24 protein-coding genes and 1 other annotated feature are annotated in these 24,445 nt (G+C 50.2%); of the genes, 22 read left to right on the top strand and 2 right to left on the bottom strand.

Annotated elements, in window-relative coordinates; all coding sequences use genetic code 11:
• The first annotated feature begins 112 nt into the window (after nt 1-112).
• From ABEA66_RS21230 to ABEA66_RS21205, 6 genes are all read left to right on the top strand, one after another.
• Nucleotides 113-1,150, top strand: a complete 1,038-nt coding sequence (locus ABEA66_RS21230) for a DUF3231 family protein (protein ID WP_345590523.1) — start codon at nt 113-115, stop codon at nt 1,148-1,150.
• Entirely contained in the window at nt 1,128-1,595 is a 468-nt protein-coding gene (locus ABEA66_RS21225) for a hypothetical protein (protein WP_306293521.1), read from the top strand. Before ABEA66_RS21230 ends, ABEA66_RS21225 begins: the two co-directional genes overlap by 23 nt.
• Before the next feature lie 186 nt (nt 1,596-1,781).
• A complete protein-coding gene (locus ABEA66_RS21220; RefSeq protein ID WP_345590520.1) occupies nt 1,782-2,744 on the top strand; it encodes a metal ABC transporter substrate-binding protein in 963 nt (320 codons plus the stop codon).
• A gap of 35 nt (nt 2,745-2,779) precedes the next feature.
• Nucleotides 2,780-3,559, top strand: coding sequence for a metal ABC transporter ATP-binding protein (locus tag ABEA66_RS21215; RefSeq protein ID WP_079910607.1), 780 nt, complete (start codon nt 2,780-2,782; stop codon nt 3,557-3,559).
• 39 nt (nt 3,560-3,598) lie between these two features.
• On the top strand, nt 3,599-4,402 hold the full coding sequence (locus tag ABEA66_RS21210; protein WP_079910606.1) for a metal ABC transporter permease: 804 nt from the start codon (nt 3,599-3,601) through the stop codon (nt 4,400-4,402).
• Nucleotides 4,403-4,483: 81 nt separating this feature from the next.
• Nucleotides 4,484-5,191, top strand: a complete 708-nt coding sequence (locus tag ABEA66_RS21205) for a cytochrome c biogenesis CcdA family protein (protein WP_079910605.1) — start codon at nt 4,484-4,486, stop codon at nt 5,189-5,191.
• On the opposite strand, the gene splB is transcribed toward ABEA66_RS21205, so the two are convergent.
• Nucleotides 5,188-6,249 carry a spore photoproduct lyase gene (splB, locus tag ABEA66_RS21200; protein ID WP_079910604.1) on the bottom strand — a complete coding sequence of 354 codons (1,062 nt, stop codon included), beginning with the start codon at nt 6,247-6,249 and terminating at the stop codon, nt 5,188-5,190. The genes ABEA66_RS21205 and splB overlap by 4 nt on opposite strands.
• Before the next feature lie 228 nt (nt 6,250-6,477).
• Here splB and mntR point away from each other — a divergent pair, with 228 nt between their 5' ends.
• The 11 genes from mntR (at nt 6,478) to leuS (ending at nt 16,506) form a co-directional block, all read left to right on the top strand.
• The gene (gene mntR / locus ABEA66_RS21195; protein WP_079910603.1) at nt 6,478-6,900 is read left to right on the top strand and encodes a transcriptional regulator MntR; all 423 of its coding nucleotides are present in this window, start codon (nt 6,478-6,480) and stop codon (nt 6,898-6,900) included.
• A 138-nt stretch (nt 6,901-7,038) separates the two neighbouring features.
• Entirely contained in the window at nt 7,039-7,536 is a 498-nt protein-coding gene (locus ABEA66_RS21190; protein ID WP_079910602.1) for a YqeG family HAD IIIA-type phosphatase, read from the top strand.
• A gap of 13 nt (nt 7,537-7,549) precedes the next feature.
• Entirely contained in the window at nt 7,550-8,671 is a 1,122-nt protein-coding gene (gene yqeH / locus ABEA66_RS21185; protein ID WP_079910601.1) for a ribosome biogenesis GTPase YqeH, read from the top strand.
• A gap of 25 nt (nt 8,672-8,696) precedes the next feature.
• Nucleotides 8,697-9,551, top strand: a complete 855-nt coding sequence (locus tag ABEA66_RS21180) for a shikimate dehydrogenase (RefSeq protein WP_345590514.1) — start codon at nt 8,697-8,699, stop codon at nt 9,549-9,551.
• An 89-nt stretch (nt 9,552-9,640) separates the two neighbouring features.
• The gene (yhbY, locus tag ABEA66_RS21175; protein WP_192702762.1) at nt 9,641-9,931 is read left to right on the top strand and encodes a ribosome assembly RNA-binding protein YhbY; all 291 of its coding nucleotides are present in this window, start codon (nt 9,641-9,643) and stop codon (nt 9,929-9,931) included.
• 75 nt (nt 9,932-10,006) lie between these two features.
• The gene (locus tag ABEA66_RS21170) at nt 10,007-10,594 is read left to right on the top strand and encodes a nicotinate-nucleotide adenylyltransferase (protein ID WP_345590511.1); all 588 of its coding nucleotides are present in this window, start codon (nt 10,007-10,009) and stop codon (nt 10,592-10,594) included.
• A complete protein-coding gene (yqeK, locus tag ABEA66_RS21165; protein ID WP_345590509.1) occupies nt 10,584-11,186 on the top strand; it encodes a bis(5'-nucleosyl)-tetraphosphatase (symmetrical) YqeK in 603 nt (200 codons plus the stop codon). Before ABEA66_RS21170 ends, yqeK begins: the two co-directional genes overlap by 11 nt.
• A gap of 49 nt (nt 11,187-11,235) precedes the next feature.
• The gene (rsfS, locus tag ABEA66_RS21160) at nt 11,236-11,583 is read left to right on the top strand and encodes a ribosome silencing factor (protein ID WP_345590507.1); all 348 of its coding nucleotides are present in this window, start codon (nt 11,236-11,238) and stop codon (nt 11,581-11,583) included.
• Complete coding sequence (locus tag ABEA66_RS21155; RefSeq protein WP_345590505.1) at nt 11,580-12,473, top strand: CvfB family protein; 894 nt, start codon at nt 11,580-11,582, stop codon at nt 12,471-12,473. Before rsfS ends, ABEA66_RS21155 begins: the two co-directional genes overlap by 4 nt.
• A gap of 204 nt (nt 12,474-12,677) precedes the next feature.
• A complete protein-coding gene (locus ABEA66_RS21150; RefSeq protein WP_345590503.1) occupies nt 12,678-13,463 on the top strand; it encodes a class I SAM-dependent DNA methyltransferase in 786 nt (261 codons plus the stop codon).
• Nucleotides 13,464-13,728: 265 nt separating this feature from the next.
• Nucleotides 13,729-13,992, top strand: a binding site (T-box leader).
• Between the two features lie 63 nt (nt 13,993-14,055).
• Nucleotides 14,056-16,506: a leucine--tRNA ligase gene (gene leuS, locus ABEA66_RS21145; RefSeq protein WP_345590501.1), complete on the top strand. Its 2,451-nt coding sequence runs from the start codon at nt 14,056-14,058 to the stop codon at nt 16,504-16,506.
• Between the two features lie 69 nt (nt 16,507-16,575).
• On the opposite strand, the gene comER is transcribed toward leuS, so the two are convergent.
• Nucleotides 16,576-17,409, bottom strand: coding sequence for a late competence protein ComER (comER, locus tag ABEA66_RS21140; protein WP_345590499.1), 834 nt, complete (start codon nt 17,407-17,409; stop codon nt 16,576-16,578).
• Between the two features lie 146 nt (nt 17,410-17,555).
• Between comER and ABEA66_RS21135 the strand changes: the two genes are divergently transcribed.
• The 5 genes from ABEA66_RS21135 (at nt 17,556) to pelA (ending at nt 24,424) form a co-directional block, all read left to right on the top strand.
• Entirely contained in the window at nt 17,556-18,200 is a 645-nt protein-coding gene (locus ABEA66_RS21135; RefSeq protein WP_345590497.1) for a ComEA family DNA-binding protein, read from the top strand.
• Between the two features lie 86 nt (nt 18,201-18,286).
• Entirely contained in the window at nt 18,287-19,579 is a 1,293-nt protein-coding gene (locus ABEA66_RS21130; protein WP_345590495.1) for a homocysteine synthase, read from the top strand.
• A 16-nt stretch (nt 19,580-19,595) separates the two neighbouring features.
• Complete coding sequence (locus ABEA66_RS21125) at nt 19,596-20,108, top strand: deoxycytidylate deaminase (protein WP_345590493.1); 513 nt, start codon at nt 19,596-19,598, stop codon at nt 20,106-20,108.
• An 89-nt stretch (nt 20,109-20,197) separates the two neighbouring features.
• Nucleotides 20,198-22,795: a ComEC/Rec2 family competence protein gene (locus ABEA66_RS21120; protein WP_345590491.1), complete on the top strand. Its 2,598-nt coding sequence runs from the start codon at nt 20,198-20,200 to the stop codon at nt 22,793-22,795.
• A gap of 120 nt (nt 22,796-22,915) precedes the next feature.
• Nucleotides 22,916-24,424, top strand: a complete 1,509-nt coding sequence (pelA, locus tag ABEA66_RS21115; protein ID WP_345590489.1) for a pectate lyase — start codon at nt 22,916-22,918, stop codon at nt 24,422-24,424.
• Nucleotides 24,425-24,445: the final 21 nt, after the last annotated feature.

The raw sequence follows: 24,445 nt of genomic DNA, 5'->3' as shown, positions 1-24,445 counted from the left end.
TGGAAGTCCCCATCCTCCCGATTTTTCGGGGATGGGGACTTTTTTGTCTTTCATCTGAATAAATAAAACGCCACAATGGTATCTTAAAGAAAAAAAAGGTGGCTAGCTTCTTATGATGAAAACCGAACTCGAGAACACAAGCGTTAAGCAAGGAGATCTGTCCGATAATTTGACTTCTGCTGAGATTGGTAAATTGTGGGTGACCTATTCGGGTAATAGTATGGCTCGATGCGTGCTGCGCTATTTTCTTCAGCATGTGGATGACACAGAAATCCGACACGTCCTGGAGGAGGCACTTCAATTAGCTAACCGGTTCGCGCAAACCGTCACAGATATCTTTACTAAGGAGCAGCATCCGATGCCCGTCGGCTTCACCGAAGATGACGTCAATTTGGGGGCGCCCCGGTTGTTTGCAGATGAGTTCTACTTGCATTACTTGAAATATACCGGCAAAGCGGGGATTAACATTTACGGAATCGCCGTGCCGTTGATGAGCCGTCCAGATGTACGTGAATTTTTTACCGATTGCCTTGTGACGACGATCAAATTGATGAACGACGTCAATGATTTGTTGTACACAAAAGGTTTTTTGATCAAATCTCCGTATCTTCCCGTCCCCAAAAAAATCGATATCGTGAAAAAGCAGGGGTATTTGAACGGGTTCTTCGGAGATGTCCGTCCGCTCAATGCGTTGGAAATTACTCATCTCTATGATAACGTTCAGAACAATGCGGTCAGCAGAGCCGTATTGGTTGGCTTCTGTCAGTCAGCAAGGCTCGATCAGACACGGGATTATTTCCGAAGAGGGAAGGAGATCGCTTCCAAGCAATTCGATATTTTAAGCAAAATGCTTCTTAAAGAAGATTTGCCGTCTCACACCCTTCTGGACCATTTGGTTACGGATTCCACAGTGTCGCCGTTTTCCGATAAATTGATGGTTTCCCATAAACTTGATATGTTTTCAATGCGAGTCCGGACATACGGCAATGCTCTAGCCTTCGGCAGCAGACATGACGTGGCGGCCACTTACGCGAGGTTTATAGCGGAGGTGGGCAATTACGCGGAAGACGGAGCCAATATTTTGATTGATTTAGGCTGGATGGAACAACCTCCGCAAGCGGCGGATCGTGACGCATTGTCTGCACATTAAGGCCATGGCCAAAGCGTCACGCGTTGAGGCGATATTATGGAGCATCGCTCTCCCGGGATTCGGTCAGCTTCTTAACGGCAAATATATCAAGGGTATTTTGCTCATCGTTTTGGAGTTTTTCATTAACCTGAAGTCCAACTTGAATATGATCATCATCTCCAGTTTCCACGGGGATATCCAGGCAACGATCGACCAGACGAATTACCATTGGTTCATGTTCTATCCTTGTGTCTATATGTTCGGAATTTGGGACGCTTATAAGGATGCTGGGGGAGGCACGAAGCCGTATGCGGTAGTGCCCTTTACCTTCGGGGCTTTTTTCGGGACGATCGGGGTTGTTTATTCAAGTGACTTCTTAGGGGCGATTTGGCTTGGAATATTCGGGCTATGTGTCGGCTTCTTGATCGGCATGGGCCTCCGCTTGATTCTTGTACAACAAACATAGTTATAACGAGCAGACTGCCGCGGCGGTCTGCTTTTTTAATTGATGCAATGAATCAGGCAAGTGCAGTTAATGAACCTCGTTAATCGTAAATATTATTAACTGTTGACATGGGCGGGGGGCGGACGTATAATCGTTAACGACTAATAAAAAAATTTACGATTTACATTTCAGGGGGAGCGTTTTTCCATGTCGTTACGCAAGAAAAGTGTTATGATTCCTTTTTTTCTTACATTACTGATTTCAGTCGTTCTCGCAGGCTGCGGCAAGTCGCAGGCGACGTTGGTCAACGGTAAGGTGAATGTCGTAGCCAGCTTTTATCCGTTATATGATTTTGCGAAAAAAATAGGCGGCGACCATGTCAACGCCATCAACCTGGTACCCGCAGGCGTAGAGCCCCACGATTGGTCGCCAAAAAGCCGGGATATGCAGAACTTGTCCAAGGCTCAGATGTTTGTTTATCTTGGCGCCGGATTCGAGGGCTGGGTTCAGGACACGCTGGACAGCTTGCCTAAGGATTCCAAAGTTTCCGTAGTAGAAGCCAGCAAAGGGATTCAGCTTATCGCTTCAACCGAAGATGACCATGTAGAGCAGGGCAAGCAAGACGATCACGATCACAAACACGATGCTCATTACGATCCTCATGTGTGGCTGAGCCCGGTTAATGCGAAAATCATGGCCCAGAACATCAAGGATCAGCTGGTAAAGGTCGATCCTGCCAACCAAGCGGACTACGAGGCTAACTTCAAGAAGCTCGCAGACAATCTCGATCAGCTTCATAACAAATATAAAGACGCACTATCCAAAGCATCGAAGAAAGATATCGTTGTCACACACCAGTCCTTCGCATATTTGGCGAATGAGTACGGCTTGACGCAAAAGGCGATCATGGGTTTATCTCCAGACTCCGAGCCGACCTCCAAGGACTTGAAAGAAATTAACGAATTTATTCGAGCGAACAACATTAAATACATTTTCTTCGAGGAGCTTGTCTCCGACAGGATGGCCAAGACATTAGCGAAAGATGCCAAAGTAGAGACAATGGTGCTGAATCCGATAGAGGGCTTGACGGAAGAGCAGCTGAAATCCGGAGCCGACTATATTTCGCTGATGGAAGCCAATTTGAATAATTTAATAAAAGCATTACAATAGAAGTAGGAACCTGCACAAAAGAAGGAGCTTACGCTATGAAGCCAGTGAATGCAGGATGTCATCAGAGCATTGTCTCGATGGATGACGTCTTTTTTTTCTACGAAAATAAAAAGGTGATTGAAAACCTCAGTTTTACCATCCTGGAGCGTGATTTTATCGGCTTGATCGGATCGAACGGAGCTGGGAAAACCACTTTGCTCAAAATGATTGTCGGATTGTTGAAGCCTACACAAGGCGAAATCCGGTTGTTCGGGGAGCCCCTCTCCACCTTTCGGGATTGGGAGAGAATCGGATATGTGCCGCAGAAAAATGCGTTCAATCCGCTGTTCCCGGCCACCGTGCGCGAGGTCGTCCTTTCCGGCTTGTACGGGAAAAAGAAAATGTTCCGCCGCTTGACCAAAGAGGATTACCAGAAATGCGAGGATGCGCTGTACGTCATGCGGATCGAGGATTTGGCCGACCGGCGTATCGGCCAGCTGTCAGGAGGGCAGCAGCAGCGTGTGTTTTTGGCGCGGGCGCTGATCAACAATCCGGAGCTTCTTATCCTAGACGAGCCTACAGTGGGGATTGATGCGGAGACGCAGGCCGGCTTTTTCAAAATGATCCGTCACATGCATGAGCATCACCATATTACGTTTATTATGGTATCCCACGATATGGATATGGTACAATCTTATATTGGTAAGGAGCCGATTCAAAAAAACGGCTCGCTTTCATTCTATGTAAAGCATACTCACGAGCCCGAAAATTGCAAGGAGACGAATTTGACTCATTCCATCCAGCAGTTAAGGGAGCAAATTGAGGTATTATCGTAAGAAAGACATGTACGGAAGCTGAAGCTAGGAGAGAAACAGGTGGATATTTTTACGGAATATTTTTTTCAACGCGCTTTGTTGGGCGGTCTGCTCATCGGACTTGCGGCCCCTATGATGGGAGTCTTTCTGGTGCTGAGAAGGCTCTCGATGATCGGAGACACCCTTGCGCACGTATCTATAGCAGGGATTGCTCTGGGCTTCCTGATCAATGTATATCCGATCGGCGTAGGGCTTTTATTCGCTGTACTTGCATCCTTCGCGATCGAATGGCTCCGCAAGGCCTATAAGACTTATGCGGAGCTTTCCATTGCTATCATCATGTCCGGCGGCGTTGCCTTGGCCACCCTGTTGTTCACATTGGGGAAGGGCTTTAATATCAACGTTATGAGTTACTTTTTCGGGAGCATTTATACTTTGGACTCGATGGATTTATGGGTCGTTCTAGGGGTAACGGTTATCGTAGTAGCTGTCATTTTGGCAAACTACAAGGAGCTGTTCCTGATGTTCTTTGATGAGGACGCTGCAGGAGTCAGCGGTTTGCCGCTTCGCTTCTACAACATGATGATTACCATATTGACGGCGCTGGTCATAACGGTGGCTATCAAGATCGTCGGCGCGCTTCTTGTATCCTCGTTATTGACGATACCGGTCGCCTGCAGCCTGCTTGTAGCCAAGAGCTTTCGCAACTCGCTGTTCTGGTCCGTACTGTTCTCTGAGATTGCCGTGGTCGGAGGCCTGGTTGCCGCAGGGATCTGGAGCACGGCGCCGGGCGCCACTATTGTCTTGTGCCTTATTGTACTGCTGATTATCAGTATGTTCATCAAGCGCGGCTTTCGTATGTAAGCGCGATTCCGCCAGAGCTTGTCTAATGGATGCCTTATAAAAAGAACCTAGTACATAGAAAGCCGTAAGAAGGGAGTCATCATGGAAGTTAATCTATGGATCGCGCTATGGGCTGGCGTGGCATCGTTTATATCGCCCTGCTGCTTACCCTTGTATCCATCTTATTTATCCTATATAACCGGAATCTCCGTCAGCCAGCTGAAGGAAGGCTCGGATGCCGGCGTCCGCAAAAGAACCGTTCTTCACACCCTATGCTTTATTGTGGGCTTCTCCATTATCTTTTACAGCCTCGGCTGGGGTGCCGGACTCGTATCCAATCTATTCATCGATTATAAAGATCTGCTTCGTCAGATTGCAGCGATTTTAATTTTTGCGATGGGATTGTTTTTGGTAGGGATATTTCAGCCGCAATGGCTGATGAAGGAACGCAAGCTGCAGTGGAAGTTTAAGCCTGCGGGGTATTTGGGGTCCGTCCTGATCGGCATGGGCTTTGCAGCAGGCTGGAGTCCCTGTATCGGTCCGATCCTGTCGGCTATTTTGGCTTTGGCTGCGACCAGTCCGGATTCGTGGCTGCCATTAATAACGGCATATTCCTTGGGCTTTGCCATTCCGTTTTTTATCCTTGCCTTTTTCATTGGCAGCACCAAATGGATTCTTCGGTACTCCTCAAAGATTATGAAGATAGGCGGGGGCCTGATGATTGTCATGGCCGTTCTGTTATACACGGATCAGATGACCCGGATCACGATCTGGCTGAACTCCATTACCCCCGATTATCTGAAATTTTAAGTGAAATAGTCGATGCTGGATGTAGGGAATTTCTCGAAAATTTGTTCGGTTATAAATTCACGCAGCGCCGTTGCCTGTTCATCAGGATATACATATTTGCCTTGGCCCCAGCGGCCCCATTTATATTTGCGCTTCGTTTCGTCTAGCTCCAGCTTCGTCTTCGGGTATCTTTGCTGAATGACGTTCTTGGCTGTTTTGGTGAAGCGGTGCTGAATGAGCTCAAAGGTCAAATCAGAGGCAGCTTCTTCGGGAAGCGCCTCTTTTAATTTTTCCAGAAGCTCCCGGTACCCGTCCTCCCAGCCCTCATGCCATATGATAGGAGCGATAATGAATCCCAAAGGATATCCCGCTTTGGCCACTTTACCTGCCGCGGTAATCCGCTCGTAGAAGCTGGAGGTTGCAGGCTCGAAATTTTTGATGACATAATCGGCGTTGACGCTGAAGCGGAATCGGGTATGCTTATTATGCTTGGCATCCAGCAGCGGCTCTACATGATGGAATTTGGTCACAAAACGCAGCCGTCCGAGCGGCTCTTTCCCCATAAACTCAATAAGCTCCTTCAAAGAACCGCTTATGTGCTCCAAACCGACCGGATCCGATGTACATGCTGCCTCGAACCGGGTGATCTCCGGAGCCCGTTCTTCAATATATTGCTTGGCTGCTTTCAATATATCATCGGTATTGACATACACTCGAATATAGGGCTTTGCTCCAAGTGTCGTTTGCAGGTAGCAGTAATGGCAATGTGCCATGCACCCCGTCGCTATCGGGATTGCATACTCGGCCGAGGGCTTGGATGTATCGAACTTTAATGTCTTGCGGATTCCGACAACGAGCGTTCGTTTGGCTATACGGTACTTCTCCAGATCGCTGTCTCCGGGCAGATTCGTTATCCGGTTGTGGGAAGTCGTCATTCGGATCGGCAGCCCCTGCTGCTTGGCCCATTCCATAATTTTCTGGCCTTTCGGATATTGCAATGCGTCCGGCTCAAAATATACAAGCTCCGGGACGAATACCTCGGTCTGCCGAAGAGGGGGCGTTAACGTTTCTAATGTCATACCAGTTCTCCTTTTCAGGTGGCGAAGATCGGTTTCATTTTCCAACCTTAACTTGCTTCGGACATCCGGCTGTGATATAGTAAAAGGCGCTTATAATGACCATAGTTTGAACCTGAACGTTGACGCTCACTCGTGGGAAATAACAGAATCGATGAGCGCTTTTTGCAATGGTGACCCATCTTTACCGGGCTGCATACGTATGGTTTAAGAGGTACGGGAGGAAAGCAAATGGCTACACCAAGTATGGAGGACTATCTGGAGAGGATCTACAAGCTGATCGACGAGAAGGGATATGCTCGTGTGTCCGATATCGCCGAAGGCCTGGAAGTGCATCCTTCTTCCGTTACGAAAATGATCCAGAAATTGGATAAAGACAATTATTTGGTTTATGAAAAATACCGCGGTCTCGTATTGACTTCCAAGGGCCAGAAGATGGGAAAACGACTTGTCGACCGGCATCAATTGCTCGAAGAGTTTTTAACGTTAATCGGCGTTTCGGAGGATACCATTTATAAAGATGTAGAGGGTATTGAACATCACTTGAGCTGGGATTCCATCACATGTATCGAGACTCTAATTGAATATTTCAGAAAAGACCCTTCTCGTAAGGAAGAGCTGATGAAGCTGAAGCAGGAAATGGACGAATCGTAAAAGCGGGCATCCGACGAATAGAATCGGGTGCTTTTTTTGTTCAGGAAATGATGGCAGGACAGCCGTTAATCTTTTTGCAACAAAAAGGTCAATTATGGTATAGTTTGCGTATATATGCTTGTTTTGAGGTGAATATGGTTGCTGAAGAAGCTGGTTCCACGGTTACAAGTGAATACCATTTACGATATTGATCTGCAGAAATTATGGAATGAAGGCAAACGCGGCATCATTACGGATCTGGACAACACGCTGGTCGGAGCCAAGGCGCCGCTGGCAACGCCTGAGTTAATCGACTGGCTGAAGGTAGTTGGACAAATCGGCTTTCAAGTTGTCATTGTATCCAACAACAATAAGCTGCGCGTAAGCAAATTTGCCGAGCCGTTATCGCTGCCTTTTATTTACCGGGCCAAGAAACCGACCAGAGCTGCATTTCATAAAGCCATGCATCTCATGAAGCTCGGGCCGGAGGAAACGGTCGTGATCGGGGATCAAATGATGACCGATGTTCTTGGCGGGAACCGGATGGGCTTGTATACGATCTTGGTATTGCCGATCGAACGGCGGGATGAAGGCTTGTTTACCAAAGTGGTCAACCGTTCGTTGGAAAAGGCCGCTTTAACCTGGATGAGAAAGTAGGTACACACACAAGATGACAGAATTGCATTTGGAACAAGAAGCCTGTGCAGGCTGCGGAGTAAAGCTTCAAACCGAGAGTGCCGATAAGCTGGGGTACGTCCCGGACCAGGCGCTAAAGCGCACGCCGGTCATATGCCAGCGCTGCTTCCGGATCAAGCACTATAACGATATGGCGGGGATTACGCTCAATCAGGACGATTTCTTGAAGCTTCTGGGCCACGTTGGAAGCACGAAATCCCTGGTCGTCAATATCGTCGATATATTTGATTTCGAAGGGACGCTGATCAGCGGACTTCCCCGTTTTATAGGAAACAATCCTGTAGTGCTAGTCGTGAACAAAATCGACCTGCTGCCGAAGGTGACGAATTTCAATAGAATTGTCAACTGGGTCCAGCGGCAGGCCAAGGAGTTTGGACTTAAGGTTGTTGACGTCGTGCTATGCTCGGCTAAGCAGAATATGGGATTTGACCGGGTTATCGAGTCGTTGGACAAGCATCGCGACGGACGCGATATTTATGTCGTCGGGGCGACCAACGTCGGCAAATCGACGCTGATCAACCGGCTCATCCGCGACTACAGCGACCTTGACGCCGAGCTTACGACTTCCCAATATCCGGGAACCACGCTCGACTTGGTGAAAATTCCGCTGGATGATGGCACGTTCATTATTGATACGCCAGGGATTGTTTATTCGCATCGCCTGACGGAGCTGGTCAGCAAGAAGGATTTGCAGAAGCTTATGCCGGAGAAGCCGGTCAAGCCTTTGGTCTTTCAGTTGAACGAGGGGCAGACGATCTTTTTTGGCGGCTATGTCCGGTTTGATTTCGTTCAGGGGCAGCGTCAATCGTTCACCTTCTATGTCTCCAACGCGCTATCGCCGCACCGTACCAAGCTGGAGCGCGCCGATGAGCTGTATGAGGAGCATAAGGGAGAGCTCTTGGCTCCGCCTAGCCTCGAAGAGCTGGAATTGCTGCCGAAGCTGTCCAAGCATCCTGTAAGGATTGCCAAAGGGAAACATTATGATGTTTCGATTTCCGGGCTGGGATGGGTGAAAGTGAACAGCGACGTTGGGGCCGATCTTATGATTCATGTGCCCAAGGGCGTTAAAGTAGCCGTACGCGAGTCGATGATATAATCTGGGGGACGGGGAGTAAGAGAGCATGGGGAACAGTCATTTGGACAGTCACACGATCATGTACGGGGTTTTCGGTGATCCGATTCGTCATTCCAAATCGCCGATTATGCTGAACCGTGCTTTTGAAGTGGCTGGAATTAACGCTGCTTATGCGGCGTTTCACATTTTGCCCGGTCAGCTGAAGGACGCCGTGGCGGGCATCAGAGCTTTGCAGTTCCGGGGCGTCAACGTGACGATTCCTCATAAAGTGGAAGTCATGGATTACATGGACGTTATTGACGAAGGGGCTCGTGTTATCGGCGCCGTCAATACCATAGTCAATGATAACGGACGCCTCACGGGGTATAACACGGACGGCATCGGCTATGTTCGTTCCTTAAAGGAAGAGACCGGACTGGATTTGAAGGGGAAAAAGGTGCTTATACTGGGCGCAGGGGGAGCCGCGCGCGGCGTAGGCTACGCTTTGGCCAAGGAGGGCGCTTCCCGCATATATATTTACAACCGGAACCCGGAGAAGGCGGTGGATTTGGCGCATTCGCTGTCCCAATTTACCGAAACGACGGGTATGGGAACGGACGCGATTCCGGATGTGATCGGCGATGTTAGCCTTGTGGTCAATATAACGCCTGCCGGCATGCATCCCAATGTAGATACGGTGCCGATGGATACTTCTTTGATTCACGATCGGCTCGTCGTCAGCGATACGGTCTATACTCCATTAGTAACCAGGTTCCTGCGCGAATCGGAGGCCAAAGGTGCGAAGATTCATTGCGGTCTAGGCATGTTCATCTACCAGGGAGCTTACGCGTTTGAATACTGGACAGGAGCTCCTGCGCCAATTACCGCTATGCGTCAGGTGGTCGAACAATCTTTTAAATAACACACGGGTTGAGCGATTGTTTTGATTTTTTTCCTTTCTATGTTCAAACTATCGCTCAGCACGCATTACACTAGAATTGAGGCAAGCATATGTTAACAGGCAAACAGAAACGGTATTTGCGCTCTTTGGCGCATCATTTAAACCCTATCTTCCAAGTGGGAAAAGGCGGCGTCAATGATCATCTGATCCGTCATATCGAGGAAGCTCTAGAGGTCCGCGAATTGATTAAGATTACGGTTTTGAACAACTGTATGGAGGATCGCGGCGAGGTTGCCGAGCAGCTGGCGGAACAATCCGGAGCCGAGCTGGTACAGGTTATCGGTAAAATTATCGTGTTGTATAAGGAATCCAAGGATAACAAAACGATCGAGCTGCCGTAGATCGGCAGACATGAAGCCTCGCTGCCAGGGGCTTTCTTGCATTTTTCATAAATGGAGCGAAAACGAGGTGGAAGCATGAAGGTTGGCATCATGGGAGGCACCTTTGATCCGATTCATATCGGCCACTTAATTGCCGCGCAATGCGCATTCGAACAGGCGGGGCTGGATCAGGTCTGGTTCATGCCGACCAACGTTCCCCCTCACAAACGGCAGGCTCCCGGCGCAACGCCGGAGCAACGATGGGAAATGGTATGCAGAGCCGTTGAAGGACATCCTTCCTTTCGCCCTCTCGATATAGAGCTGCAAAAGGGCGGTGTGTCCTACAGTATCGATACGGTGAAGCTGTTAAAGCAGCAGCATCCGGACATCCGCTTCTCCTATATTATCGGTGCCGATATGGTCCGATTTTTGCCCAAATGGTATAAATTCGAAGAGCTGCTGCAGCTGATTTCCTTTATCGGATTGCAGCGGCCTGGTTACCCCCTGGATATCGGGGAGCTTCCCGAGCCGGTGAAAGGCTCTGTCACCTTTGTGACGATGCCGCTTATGGAGCTGTCTTCGACCTACATCCGGCATCGGGTGGCGGCAGGAAAAACAATACGGTACATGGTTCCGGACCGTGTATACGATTATATTGAGGAGAGCGGGATTTATGGATCGTAAACAGCTGATGGAGTCGGTGAAAGCCCAAATGCCTGCCAAGCGTTGGGAGCATACGCTAGGTGTAATGGAGTCCGCAGTGATGCTGGCGCGTCAATACGGATGTGATCCCGATAAGGCGTATTTAGCGGCCATTCTTCACGATGTATGCAAATTTTGGCCGGTCAAGGATCAGGAGAGCATCATCAGGGACAACGGCCTGCCCGCCGATCTGCTCGATTACGATAAAGAGCTGTGGCATTCCTTTGCCGGAGCTTTTGTCGCCCAGAGAGATTATGGCATCGACGACGAGGAAATCCTGGATGCGATCCGCTATCATACCTCCGGCAGAGCAGGCATGACCCTGCTGGAGAAGGTGGTTTGTCTCGCCGATTATATCGAGCCGGGACGCGATTTTCCGGGTGTGAATAATATCCGTGAAATCGCCGAACATAGTGTAGAGAAGGCATTAGTTGCCGCATTTGACGGTACGATCCGTTTTTTATTGGAAAAGGGGAAAAAGGTGTATCCTTTAACCATGCTTTCAAGAAATAGTCTTATTGATGAAATCAAAAGGCAGGAGCAAGCTACCGGAAATTTGGATAGAGTACAGTAGGAATACATTGGTCTACTATTATTGGTTCACATATAGAGGAGGAAAATGAATGAGTTTAACCCCGGATAAATTGATGGCCCTTGTTGTTGAGGCAGCTGAAGATAAAAAAGCGATGAATGTGGTGACGCTGGATCTGCAGGGAATCTCCCTGATCGCCGATTATTTTGTGATTTGCCACGGGAATTCGGAGACCCAGGTACAGTCCATCGCTACGGAAGTTCGCAAGCGTGCCGAAGAGAAGGGCATACGAGTTCGCGGTATGGAAGGAATGGATACGGCGCGTTGGGTACTAGTTGACTTAGGCGACGTGGTTATTCATGTATTCCACCGCGACGACCGGGAGTATTACAATATTGAGAGACTATGGTCTGACGCGAAAGTGGTTGAGCGGGTATGAGGCTTGAAGCGGGAACGCGTATCAATCTGGAGGTAGCAAGAGAAGTCCCGCCTAACGGATATTTTCTGACAGACGGCCATCAGGATGTTCTGCTGCATTACAGCGAAGTGATCGGAGAGATCAAGGCAGGAGAACGTGTAGACGTGTTTTTGTTCTATGATACGGAGGATCGCCTGGCCGCTACGATGCGCGAGCCGCTCATTCAGCTTGGCGAGGTGGCGCTGCTGGAAGTGGTGGATATCCATCGCCGCTTCGGCTGCTTTCTAGAAATGGGTCTGGGCCGCAACCTGCTGCTCCCCTTCCGGGAGCTTCCCGAGCTGCCTGAGCTCAGACCCCAAATAGGGGATAAAGTATTCGTCCTGCTGGACCATGACCGGCAAGGACGGCTGGTGGCCAAGCTTGCAGGAGAGGCGGACCTGGGTCCGCTATGCTTCGATGCCCCGGCTGCCTGGAGAAATAAATGGGTTAAGGGCAGGGTGTACAAAACGCTGCAAATGGGCACCTTCGTCGTCTGTGACGGCGGTGTAGTCGGCTTCGGCGTGATCGGCATGATTCATGCTTCCGAGCGGACCCGATTGCTGCGTCTTGGCGAAGAAGTAGATGTTCGGGTGAGCTTTATCCGGGAAGACGGCAAGGTCAATCTCTCGATGCGTGCCCCCAAAGAAGTAGGACGCGATGAGGATGCAGAGAAGCTGCTGCAATTTTTACGCGAAAGACCGAATGGTTCCATGCCGTATTCGGATGAAACTCCGGCGGATGTCATTATGCAGAGGTTCAAAATAAGCAAGTCGGCCTTTAAGCGTGCTGTCGGCAAGCTGATGAAGGAAGGCCTGGTATACCAGGAAGGCAGCTGGACTCACTTGAAGGAAGAACATAAAGGCGGAGAATAATTCTCCAACCGGCAGCAGCCGGACATTCCATGCGGGTTAGACTTCAACTGTCCGCAAGCTGCAGGAATGCCGGCTTTTTTCACGCTTTGGAACAGTGATGCGGGTAGCTTGACCCGGGTGCGGTACATAGAGGAAGATGACAGGCTTACTAGGGCATTCCCCTTTACGGTGAGCTTACCTATTTCAACATGGAGGTTGAATGTTATGGCTTACGAGCTGTTTGCATATCATTACGATCGCTTGATGGAAGATATGCCGTATGCAGAATGGCTTGACTTTTTGAATCGATGCTGGGACCGATATGGAAGACCGGGAACGATTGCGGATTTGGGATGCGGGACCGGTAATATAGCCATACCGCTGGCGCAGCAGGGCTATGAGGTGTATGGCATCGATCTGTCGGAGGATATGCTGTCTGTCGCGCAGCAAAAAGCACATGAAGCGGAACGCGCTCTTGCTTTTCCAGGCAAAGGGAGCGTTACCTGGATGCAGCAGGATCTTAGGGATTGGGGCCTGCTTCAGCCGGTTGACGCGGTGATCTCGCTCTGCGATTGCATGAACTATTTGCTGGAAGAAGAAGAGATTATAGAAGCTCTGGGACAAGCTTATGGCGGCTTAAAAGAAGGGGGCATCTTCGTATTCGATGTTCATACCCCGTATCAGCTGGAGTCCTACGCGGAGGAGCAGCCGTTTTTTTTGAATGAAGACGATATTGCCTATATCTGGACAAGTGAGCTGGATACGGACCGGTGCGAGATAGAGCACGCCTTAACCATATTTGTCCGTGAAAGCGGACGGGAAGACGACAGTGATTCACAGGAAAGGTTTCGAAGAGTCGATGAGGTGCATGTGCAGCGGGCGTACCCGTTGGCGTGGATCAAGGAGCAGGTGCTGGCGGCGGGCTTCCGTGAGGTGGACTGCTATGCGGATTTTATGTGGAAATCCGTTACGGATACGACGCAGCGTGCTTTTTTCGTAGCGCGAAAATAATGTCCTAGTTATAGAGTTCAGGAAGCTACCTGAGCAATATCTGGAGGACGCCTAAAATAATCCCCCACAAAGGAAGGGATAATGCAATGCCATTCAAAAGACCTGTCATGTTCTCACCTCTGCCATCGGCGCATTCTATGAACCTAGTATTTCCAGCATCGGTGTAGTTTAATCATAGTACTTCTCCAGTGGACTCGATTGTCAGGTCAGCGCATGCATACTTGACACCGCTGCCGTTTTTTACATATAATCGCTTTATATGCTGCTAACGGCTGGGATAAGAAGTAGTAACTCCATCCCCTGCTTTTCAGAGAGTCGGCGGTTGGTGAGAGCCGGCGTAGGGGAAGAGCGAACTCGTCTTGGAGCCAGAAGGTGAAGTTCATGCATGAGCAGCCGGGGTTTTTCACACTCGGTCAGCTGAGCTTAGCCGGATCGTCGCCCCCGCGTTAAGGGGAAGAGTGAGCACAGACAAAGCATGTCTGCTGCTAACTAGGGTGGTACCACGGGAATCATGCCTCTCGTCCCTAGCGTTGCGCTAGCGATGAGGGGCTTTTATATTGAGATGTTGATCTATTGAAGGGGGCACAACCGAATGACACAGGAAGCAAAAGAACAGCAGGGCTATAACCCGCTCTTCATCGAGCCGAAATGGCAACAATATTGGGAAAACCATAAAACGTTCAAAGTGCTGGACGACGACAGTCTGCCTAAATTTTACGCATTGGATATGTTTCCTTATCCATCCGGCGCAGGTCTGCACGTAGGACATCCGGAAGGCTATACAGCTACGGATATCGTATCCCGCTATAAGCGGATGCGCGGATATAATGTGCTTCATCCGATGGGTTGGGACGCATTCGGCCTGCCTGCCGAACAGCACGCGTTGGATACCGGAGAGCATCCGCGGGATATTACGATCAAGAACATCAATAATTTTCGCCGCCAGATCAAGTCTCTGGGCTTCTCCTACGATTGGGACCGCGAGATCAGCACGACCGATCCCGAATATTACAAATGGACGCAATGGATCTTTATTCAGCTGTACAAAAAGGGTCTTGCCTATGTAGACGAGGTTCCGGTGAACTGGTGTCCGGCATTGGGCACGGTATTGGCTAACGAAGAAGTCATTGACGGCTTGAGCGAGCGCGGTAACCATCCGGTAATCCGTAAGCCTATGCGTCAATGGGTATTGAAAATTACGGAATATGCGGAGCGATTGCTTGAAGATTTGGAGGAGCTGGATTGGTCCGAATCCATCAAGGATATGCAGCGCAACTGGATCGGGAAATCCAAGGGTGCGGAGGTTGTATTTGCGATCGACGGCCATGCGGATGCAAGCCTGAAAGTATTTACGACACGTCCGGATACTCTGTTCGGCGCAACCTACTGCGTGATGGCTCCTGAGCATGAGCTGGTGGACGCCATCACGACTGCAGACCAGGCGGCTGCCGTGAAGGAATATCAGGAGAAAGCCGCTCGCAAGAGCGATCTGGAGCGTACCGATCTGGCCAAGGATAAGACCGGGGTATTCACGGGAGCTTATGCGATCAATCCGGTGAACGGCAAGAAAACTCCGATCTGGATTGCCGACTATGTGCTTGCAGGGTACGGTACCGGGGCGATTATGGCCGTGCCGGGCCATGACCAGCGCGACTGGGAATTCGCGAAGCAATTCGACCTGCCGATCATCGAAGTCGTGAAGGGCGGCGACGTGACGAAGGAAGCCTATGCGGGAGACGGAGAGCATGTAAACTCCGAGCAGCTGAACGGCTTGAATAACGAGCAGGCTATCGCCGCGATGATCGAATGGCTGGAGGCAAACGGTAAGGGTCAAGGCAAGGTGACCTACCGTCTGCGCGATTGGCTGTTCAGCCGTCAGCGTTATTGGGGCGAGCCGATCCCGATCCTGCATCTGGAAGACGGCACTATGAAAACTGTTCCGGAGGATCAGCTGCCGCTCTTGCTGCCGGATGTCGACCAAATCGCTCCGTCGGGCACAGGCGAATCTCCGCTGGCGAACGTAACGGAATGGGTGGAAACCGTTGATCCGGAGACCGGCATGAAAGCCCGCCGCGAAACAAACACGATGCCGCAATGGGCGGGAAGCTGCTGGTACTACCTGCGCTTTATCGATCCTAAGAACAACAAAGAGCTGTGCTCCAAAGACCTTCAGCAAAAATGGCTTCCTGTCGACCTGTACATCGGTGGTGCGGAGCATGCGGTGCTTCACCTGCTGTATGCGCGTTTCTGGCATAAAGTGCTGTATGATCTGGGCGTCGTATCGACGAAGGAGCCGTTCTATAAGCTTGTAAACCAGGGCATGATCCTGGGTGAAAATAATGAGAAAATGAGTAAGTCCCGCGGCAACGTCATCAATCCGGATGTCATTGTTAATGAATTCGGTGCGGATACGCTTCGGATGTACGAAATGTTCATGGGACCTTTGGAAGCAACCAAGCCTTGGAACGTGAACGGAGTTGAAGGAACCTACCGTTTCTTGAACCGGATCTGGCGTTTGTTTGTCGGGGAGAACGGTCAGCTTCATCCGAAAATCAGCGCCGACGAGACACTGGGAAGCGACAGCTTCAAACGGACCTGGCACCGTACGATTAAGAAAATTACGGAAGACCTCGAGGCGCTGCGCTTTAATACGGCGATCAGCCAGCTGATGATTTTCGTTAACGAGGCTTACAAAACCGACACGCTGCCTAAGCAAGCGATGGAGCATTTCGTGCAAATGCTGTCCCCGATTGCTCCTCATTTGGCTGAAGAGCTGTGGGAGAAGCTGGGCCATACCGATACGGTTACTTATGCGAAATGGCCTGAATACGACGAAGCTTGGACGGTCGATAACGAGGTGGAAATCGTCGTTCAGGTGAACGGCAAAATCGTCGATCGCACATTGGTTTCCAAGGATGCCAACGAAGCTGAGCTTCAAGAGCTGGCGCTCGGGATGAGCAAGGTGCAGGAAGCGATGAGCGGCAAAGCCGTTCGCAAAGTGATTGCCGTCAAAGGCAAGCTGGTTAACATCGTAGTAGGATAATCATTCAAATAAATAACCGCTCTGCTGCGGCAGGCGGTTCATAGGGAAAAGCGTGAAAGCATCACGTTCTTAATCGTCCTTCGATTCATGAAACAGGGCTTCCACCTTTTCCAGATCTTCTTGGTACTTGGAATGAGTTGTACGGATGAGGCTGTTGAACATCCCGTGCAGCTCTTTTTCCATTATACGGAGTCCTTCTGCGGTAATACCGCCGGGGACTGATACTCTTTTTTGCAGGGAGGCGGGAGTAAAGCCGCCGGTTGTCAGGAGTTTGCCTGTGCCGAGCGTCATTTCGCTGGCCAGCTGTGTCGCCTCTTCCTCCGAAATTCCGGTTTCCTCCACGGAGGCCTGAATGAACTTCTGAATGAAATATGCCAGGAACGCCGGGCCGCAGCTGGACAAATCCGAGGAAATGCGCGTGTAATTCTCGGAGACTCGTATCGGCGCACTGATATAGGACAGCAAATTTTCCAGCAGCTCCTTATCCTCGATTTCCAAACGGTCTCCGAATATACATAAGGTCGCTCCGCTAAAAACGTAATTGGTAATGCTTGGGATGATCTTGGCCACCTTGCAGCGCAGCTGCTCTTCCAGCAGGCGTATTTGTACGGGGCTCGTGATCGAAACCAGCAACCGATCCGGGTCGGCTGCCTCCTTGATTTCTGACAGAACCACCTTGTAGTCGGCAGGCTTTACGCATAAAAAAATAAGAGAAGAAGAGGTAACGACTTCTATATTGGAATGGGCCACCTGAAGGCCCGGATAAGCCGCGGCCAAATGCTCCACTTTAGTAATGGTCCGGTTAGTAGCGACGATTTGATCCGGATTCAAAGCCCCGGATTGGATAAATGCTTCTATCAGAATACTGCCCATGCTGCCTGTTCCTATGAATCCTACTTTCATGACTATCCCCCCTGAAAAGTGCAGCCTTCTTAATCCTTATGCACGGTAGTCAATAAATATGATTGCCGAGATTATCGTGATGTCCATTCATTTGAACAAAGTACAACAACAATTTATGAATAAGTACGTTAAGGAGGGAACGGCGAGTGGCTCTCCCGTTTGTGAATAAAACAAAATCCGGCACAGTTCTCCTAGTCGTATCATTAACGGTTGCGCTGGGAGGATGGTTTGGTTATACCGCTTGGAAGGAAGCGGCCCGTGAAGCGGGACAGTGGCGATTGGCGAATGAGGATATGCAGCGTCTGCTAACGGAGCAATCGGAGAAGGGACAACTGCCGAACGGGGATACCGGACGCAAGGAGAACAACGCGTCGCCATCTAAGAGTAGTCCGGCAAATACCGAGAGCAAGGAGGCGGGATCGGGATCAAAGAATCCTGATTCAAACGTACAACCCGGTTCCGGAATCCCGGATCAAACGAACGGCAGTCAGGGTGGTGAGCTGTCCGGTAACGGGTCGGGCTCCGCAGCTCAGCATACTCCGGATCCTGCAGCGGCGGCCAATAGCAGCGGGTCATCGTCATCCAAAGAAAGCAAGTTGAACATAAACCATGCTACAGAGAAGGAGCTTGATGCGCTGCCAGGCATAGGAGAAAGCAAGGCGAAGGCGATCGTCGCTTACCGCGAGAAGATCGGAGGGCGCTTCAAATCGGTCGATCAGCTGAAGGAAGTCAAAGGGATAGGGGACAAGCTGCTGGCCAAAATGAAGCCTTATATTACCGTAGAGCCTTAGTCCTATGAATCCTCTTTTGTTTTCTTACAATATATGAGAAAATAGGATAGACTTCATACATTATTTGGTTAGGGAGGATTTAACGAATGTCTAATGAACGTAAGCTTGGTTTGGAAACGCTGGCAGTTCATGCCGGTCAGGAGATTGATCCGGCTACCCTGTCCCGCGCAGTGCCATTATATCAAACGACTTCCTATGGCTTTCGCGACACGGATCATGCGGCTAATTTGTTCGCTTTGAAAGAATTCGGCAATATCTACACTCGCTTAATGAATCCGACGACGGATGTTTTTGAGAAAAGGGTTGCGGCATTGGAGGGTGCTCCTGCTGCTCTGGCAACAGCTTCCGGACAAGCTGCGATCACTTATTCGATTTTGAATATCGCGGGCTCCGGCGATGAGATCGTATCTGCAGCCAGCTTGTACGGCGGTACATACAATTTGTTCTCCACCACATTGGCGAAGCTTGGCATTACCGTCAAGTTCGTGGACCCGTCCAATCCGGAAAATTTCCGCAGCGCCATCACGCCCAAAACGAAGGCATTGTTTGCGGAAACGATCGGCAATCCCAAAGGAGACGTTCTCGATATCGAAGCCGTAGCGGCAATCGCACATGAGAACGGAATACCTCTTATTGTCGATAATACGTTCCCAAGCCCGTACCTGCTTCGTCCTATTGAGCATGGAGCGGATATCGTAGTTCATTCGGCAACCAAATTTATTGGCGGCCACGGCACCTCCATCGGCGGTATTATCGTGGACGGCGGCAAATTTGACTGGAAGGCAAGCGGCAAGTTCCCGGGATTGACGGAACCGGATCCAAGCTATCACGGCGTAGTTTATACCGATGCCGTAGGACCCATCGCCTACATTATCAAAGCCCGCGTGCAGCTGCTGAGAGATATGGGAGCTGCGATCTCTCCATTCAACTCCTTCCAGCTTCTTCAAGGGCTGGAGACACTGCACCTGCGTATGGAGCGTCACAGCTCGAATGCATTGAAGGTGGCTCAATTCCTCGAGCAGCATGAAGCGGTAGAATGGGTAAGCTATGCAGGTCTGCCAAGCCACCCTTCCTATGAGCTCGCGCAAAAATATATGCCTAGAGGCCAAGGCGCCATCATGACCTTTGGCATTAAAGGCGGAGTTGAAGCGGGACGTGAGGTTATTAACAACGTCAAGCTGTTCTCGCACCTCGCCAATGTCGGCGATTCCAAATCGTTGATTATCCATCCTGCGAGCACTACGCATCAGCAGCTGTCCGAGGAGGAACAGGCGGCTGCAGGCGTAACTCCGGGAATGATCCGCTTGTCCATCGGAACCGAATCCATCGATGATATTATTTATGACTTGGATCAAGCGATTCAAGCAAGCCAGAAATAAACGGAGCTAATAAGACATGACAACTCGCAAAGATTGGGATACTTACTTCTTGGATATGGCGTATATGGCATCGACACGATCCCAATGCAGCCGCAGGCATGTTGGAGCCGTGCTCGTGCAAGGGAAGAAGCTGTTAGGTGCCGCCTATAACGGAGCGCCTATGGGAGTTCCGGATTGCTCGGAGGCCGGATGCATGCTGGTTGAAGAGTACGAAATGGTAGAACAGGGCGGTACCGAACAGGTTGTCAAAAAACAGCGCTGCATCCGCACGATTCACGCCGAGCAAAACCTGCTGTTATTCACCGACCCTAAGGACAGGGAAGGCTCCGCCGTGTACGTTACCGATCAGCCGTGCTGGACTTGCGCCAATATGCTGGCTAACAGCGGAATCAGTGAAATTGTCTACCATCGCTCCTATCCGAAGGACAGCGAAAAGGTAAAGTCACTCATGGCGCAAAAAGGAATCACACTGAGACAATTGGAAGCCTACGAGCCTCCGACGGGGACTATGACGGAAGTTCAGCCATAAGCTGAAACAAGGGGGAAGAACCTCTTTCGATGATGATCGAAGGGGTTCTTCTTTTTTTATGGCTATTTATTGGGAAAGGAGAAGAGCGTGTGAACCGTCCTGTTGTACTTTTTACACTGCTTTGGACGTTCGGCTATATTGTGGGCTATACGGCGGATATTCCATGGCTTTCATTGTATACCAGCCTTGCTGGAGCCATTGCCGCCATAATCCTATGGATGACGCGCCGTCCCTGGACTCCACTCGTATGTATGCTGCTGGTCATAGGGATCTCCGCAGGATATTACGAGGATTATGACCGACGCAATCGGAGCGCGCTGGACATAGAGCCTAACTACATTGCAAGCTCAAGCTTCGAGCTAAAGGGGGTTATCAGTAATCAAGTCGAGGTAGACGGCGATAAAGCCGCTTTTACCGTACGAATGGACGATAAGGCTGGGGAGAGGTTCGCTGTATCCGTCAAGCTTCTCTCGAAGCAGGAACAGCAGGAGGCAATGACATGGCGGCGTGGAGATCACGTCCGGCTGCAGGGAGCTCTGCAGGCTCCGAACGAAGCACGTAATTTTTGGGGATTTGATTACCGCCATTACTTGCGTTATCAGCACATTCATTGGCAGCTATCCGTCAAAGGGGCCTCCAATGTGGAGAGAACAGAACCCGAGGCCTGGACATGGACACAGGTGTTACGATGGAATGACCAGTTTCGCTCCATGCTGGGGGATGGGGTAGAACGGCTATTTCCGAAGGAGCAGGCAGGGTTTATGAAAGGCATGCTGATTGGTTTAACGGACGATATAGATCCCGAGCAGTTCCAGCAGTTCTCCCAGCTTGGACTAACTCATATCATAGCCATTTCCGGGCTGAATGTAGCTATTTTTTTGGCTTGTTTATTGTGGATTATGCGCCGATTAGGCTTCACCCGCGAAACGTATCTGATCACAGGGATGATCATGATGCCTGTTTACATTGCCGTCACCGGAGCATCTCCTTCCATCATCCGTGCAGGCCTAATGGCCATGCTGGGGTTGTACGCAGCCTACCGGCATACTTTGAAGGACGGGCTTCATACCGTGTTGATTGTCGGGTGGGTGATGCTGCTGTGGGAGCCTTATTATTTGCTGGATGTAAGCTTCCAGCTTTCTTTTCTCGTAACGATCGGTCTTATTCTTGGCGTTCCGTACGCTAACAAGCTGCTGCCCATTCGTTCACGCTCCCTGAGAGATGCATTGTCCATAACGATAGTGGCCCAGTGCATATCTTTTCCGGTTTCGATCTATTATTTCAATCAATTTTCTCTGCTTTCCCTCGTCGCTAACTTCGCCTTGGTACCCGTGTTTAGTATGTTTACGATGCCAGCGGGAACGGCAGCCTTGTTAATCAGCTTTCTGTCTTCAACAGTCGGGCAAGCACTGGCTTGGCTGGTCGCCAAAGGAAATGAATGGATTTTTATGCTTGTTGCTGCGGTGAGTCCATGGCATCTATTTCAGACGATATGGCCTACTCCGGGTATTGTATGGATTATCGCTTACTATGCGGCCTGGGCCCTTGTTATTTACGGTTGGTTCAATAGAAAGGGGAGCGGGCTTGACCAGACGGGAGAGGCGAAGGCCGGACCCATGCTTACCGGAGTGCCTGCAGGGAACAAGCCCTTCCGCTTTTCAAGGGAAAAAGCCGTGAAGTCCATCAAAGCCCTTCTGTTTCCAGCGGCTTCCGCAGGTCTCATCCTGCTGCTGCTTTATGCCTATCAGCCGGATCGATGGAGCCGGGAGGGGCAGGTCAACTTTATGGATGTGGGGCAGGGTGACAGCATCATGATCCGCTCTCCGCAGAGCGGCAGCATTATTTTAGTCGATGGAGGTGGGACGGTCACCTTCCGCAAGCCGGGCGAGGAATGGAAGCAGCGCTCGGATCCGTATGAGGTGGGACGCAAGCTGCTGGTGCCCATGCTGAAGAAAAGAGGGGTTCAGCAGATCGATTACTTGATCGTGACGCATCAGGATGCGGACCATATTGGAGGACTCCAGGCAGTATTGGAGCAAATTCCGGTCAAGCAGCTTATTTTTAACGGAACGGCTAAGCCGACAACCGGGGCCGAGACTTTATTTCAGACAGCATTGGATTACGGTGTCCAGCTGGTTAAAGCTTATGCGGGCGACGTCCTTAAGGTCGATGAGGAGACGCGTCTTCAATTTTTATTTCCCCTTCCTTCGCAGCAGGGCAATGCAGGGGTTCGGGTAGAGAAGGAGCAGAATGCGGAGTCTGTCGTTTTTTTAATGGACATGCAGGGAACGAGGTGGCTGTTTACGGGGGATATGGAGCAAGCCTCAGAAGCAGCTGTGCTTCGAATGCTGGAAGGAGCGAGTGCTTCAGGCTTGGACGTTATCCCTTCAGGGGGGCGGCAAAAGTGGGAATCTATAGGTCCGATTGATGTTCTGAAGGTCGCGCACCACGGCAGCAAAACCTCGACGACCGAAGCATGGCTGGATGCATGGCAGCCCAGGTACGCGGTTATTTCCGTCGGCCCCAATAATGTATACGGTCATCCTCATCCAACTATATTAGGCCGATTAGAAGCGAGGGACATTCGTATTCTGCGTACGGATGGCCACGGCGAGGTTCAAATGCGGATCAAGGATGGCGCTATCCGGATGCGAACGAGATTTCTTGAAGACTCAGAGCAAAAATGACAAATATTTGCTGTTAATGAGCATCGAATCGCATAGAAATTGGAAATGGCAGGGTTTACAATAAAATCTGCAACTTACGACCATGCCAGCTACAACAATTTCATAGTAAAGGGAAGAAGCATGATAAGACAATCTAGACGCAAGCCTCTTATTGCGGCGGGAGCTGCTATTTGCCTGGGAATAGCCGCTTTGCTATTCATTATGGATAAGCACCGGAATGATCAGACGGCTGCAGCACTCCCTTCCGCCGGTTCGGACAAGCCCACTCAAGAATTGCCTATCGTCAGCAGCGTATTAACTAACCTGTCAACAGTAGAGATTACATTCGGCGGGAAGCTCAGCTCTTTCAGCGCCTCCGATTTGGCCATCAAAAAAGCCCAGGGAACCTGGTACGGGCTGGAACCGCTATTAAGCTCCAGTCTCCCGGTTAACAAAGTAACGACCAAGGAGAATAAAAGCCACCAAACGGTTGCCGTCATGGAGCTGGAGCAAGCGTTGAACCCGGATGCGACGTTTAGCAAAGAGGAGGTTATCCTGCCGGGAAAAGCCCCTTATTTCACAGCAGATTATTATACGGGGAGCAGGGAGCAAAATATCGAGCAGGCGAATCACCTGATCTCCTGGCAGATGGACAACGGCGGCTGGTTTAAAAACATGTCCAAAGAATACAAAAAGCCTTGGAACGGGAAAGTGCTTCGCTCCGAATGGCGCACGAAGGACGGACAGGATATCGGGACGATCGATAACGAAGGTACGACGAACGAGCTGCTCTTCATGGCCATGGTATATAAGGATACAGGGGACTCGGAATACAAAGCATCGGCTCTCCGTGCCATCGATTTTTTATTGAAAATGCAGTATTCAAGCGGAGGGTGGCCGCAGGTATACCCGGCAAGAGGTAATTATTCCGATTATGTAACTTTCAACGACAATGCCATGATGCGAGTCATGAATGTACTTGCACTTGCGGTTAAGAAGAAATATCCTTTCGATACTGACTTGATTGACGATGACAGGCGCCAGGCCATTCAGCATTCGCTTGACCGGGGGCTGGAATATATTCTGAAGTCCCAGATCATAGTCGACGGCAAAAGAACCGCCTGGTGCGCGCAGCATGATCCGGTCACGTATGAGCCAAGGCCGGCGCGTGCCTATGAATTTCCATCCATTTCAGGGTCGGAATCGGTTGCAATCGTTCAATATTTGCTGTCGCTGCAGAAGCCTTCGGAGGAAGTGAAGGACGCGATAGAAGGTGCTCTGAACTGGTTCGAAGAGGCCCGCTTAAAAGGGATTAAATACGTTCCACGTGATCCTAACAAAGTGTACTTTGTTCCTGATGCCAAAAGCTCAACCTGGTACCGTTTTTATGAGATCGGCACGAATCTTCCGATTTTTTCCGGTCGTGACTCGGTCATCAGGCATGATTTAAATGAGATTGATGAAGAAAGACGAAATGGCTACGCATGGGCGGGAACATGGCCCGACAAGCTTCTGCAAACCGCCCGGACGACAGGTTATTTTGAAAATCATGTTTATGTGCAGGTCGTTCAGACGGATTCCAAGTCCCCGACGGGGCAAACCATACAGCAAGGTCAGCTATCGGTCGTTACGGCTCCGGATTTGAAATAATTATCACTAGTCGTAGACACC

Source organism: Paenibacillus vulneris (assembly GCF_039543185.1).
Taxonomy (GTDB): domain Bacteria; phylum Bacillota; class Bacilli; order Paenibacillales; family NBRC-103111; genus Paenibacillus_S; species Paenibacillus_S vulneris.
This window is presented reverse-complemented; position numbering and strand designations above follow the sequence as displayed.

Excerpts from the sequence above, each read along its gene's own strand:
- ABEA66_RS21150 (WP_345590503.1), top strand. The coding sequence starts at position 12,678 with ATGGCTTACGAGCTGTTTGCATATCATTACGATCGCTTGATGGAAGAT.
- yqeK (WP_345590509.1), top strand. The coding sequence starts at position 10,584 with ATGGATCGTAAACAGCTGATGGAGTCGGTGAAAGCCCAAATGCCTGCC.
- rsfS (WP_345590507.1), top strand. The coding sequence starts at position 11,236 with ATGAGTTTAACCCCGGATAAATTGATGGCCCTTGTTGTTGAGGCAGCT.
- mntR (WP_079910603.1), top strand. The coding sequence starts at position 6,478 with ATGGCTACACCAAGTATGGAGGACTATCTGGAGAGGATCTACAAGCTG.
- ABEA66_RS21215 (WP_079910607.1), top strand. The coding sequence starts at position 2,780 with ATGAAGCCAGTGAATGCAGGATGTCATCAGAGCATTGTCTCGATGGAT.
- leuS (WP_345590501.1), top strand. The coding sequence starts at position 14,056 with ATGACACAGGAAGCAAAAGAACAGCAGGGCTATAACCCGCTCTTCATC.
- ABEA66_RS21170 (WP_345590511.1), top strand. The coding sequence starts at position 10,007 with ATGAAGGTTGGCATCATGGGAGGCACCTTTGATCCGATTCATATCGGC.
- ABEA66_RS21125 (WP_345590493.1), top strand. The coding sequence starts at position 19,596 with ATGACAACTCGCAAAGATTGGGATACTTACTTCTTGGATATGGCGTAT.
- ABEA66_RS21180 (WP_345590514.1), top strand. The coding sequence starts at position 8,697 with ATGGGGAACAGTCATTTGGACAGTCACACGATCATGTACGGGGTTTTC.
- ABEA66_RS21205 (WP_079910605.1), top strand. The coding sequence starts at position 4,484 with ATGGAAGTTAATCTATGGATCGCGCTATGGGCTGGCGTGGCATCGTTT.
- ABEA66_RS21130 (WP_345590495.1), top strand. The coding sequence starts at position 18,287 with ATGTCTAATGAACGTAAGCTTGGTTTGGAAACGCTGGCAGTTCATGCC.
- ABEA66_RS21220 (WP_345590520.1), top strand. The coding sequence starts at position 1,782 with ATGTCGTTACGCAAGAAAAGTGTTATGATTCCTTTTTTTCTTACATTA.
- yhbY (WP_192702762.1), top strand. The coding sequence starts at position 9,641 with ATGTTAACAGGCAAACAGAAACGGTATTTGCGCTCTTTGGCGCATCAT.
- ABEA66_RS21155 (WP_345590505.1), top strand. The coding sequence starts at position 11,580 with ATGAGGCTTGAAGCGGGAACGCGTATCAATCTGGAGGTAGCAAGAGAA.
- pelA (WP_345590489.1), top strand. The coding sequence starts at position 22,916 with ATGATAAGACAATCTAGACGCAAGCCTCTTATTGCGGCGGGAGCTGCT.
- splB (WP_079910604.1), bottom strand. The coding sequence starts at position 6,249 with ATGACATTAGAAACGTTAACGCCCCCTCTTCGGCAGACCGAGGTATTC.
- comER (WP_345590499.1), bottom strand. The coding sequence starts at position 17,409 with ATGAAAGTAGGATTCATAGGAACAGGCAGCATGGGCAGTATTCTGATA.
- ABEA66_RS21230 (WP_345590523.1), top strand. The coding sequence starts at position 113 with ATGATGAAAACCGAACTCGAGAACACAAGCGTTAAGCAAGGAGATCTG.
- yqeH (WP_079910601.1), top strand. The coding sequence starts at position 7,550 with ATGACAGAATTGCATTTGGAACAAGAAGCCTGTGCAGGCTGCGGAGTA.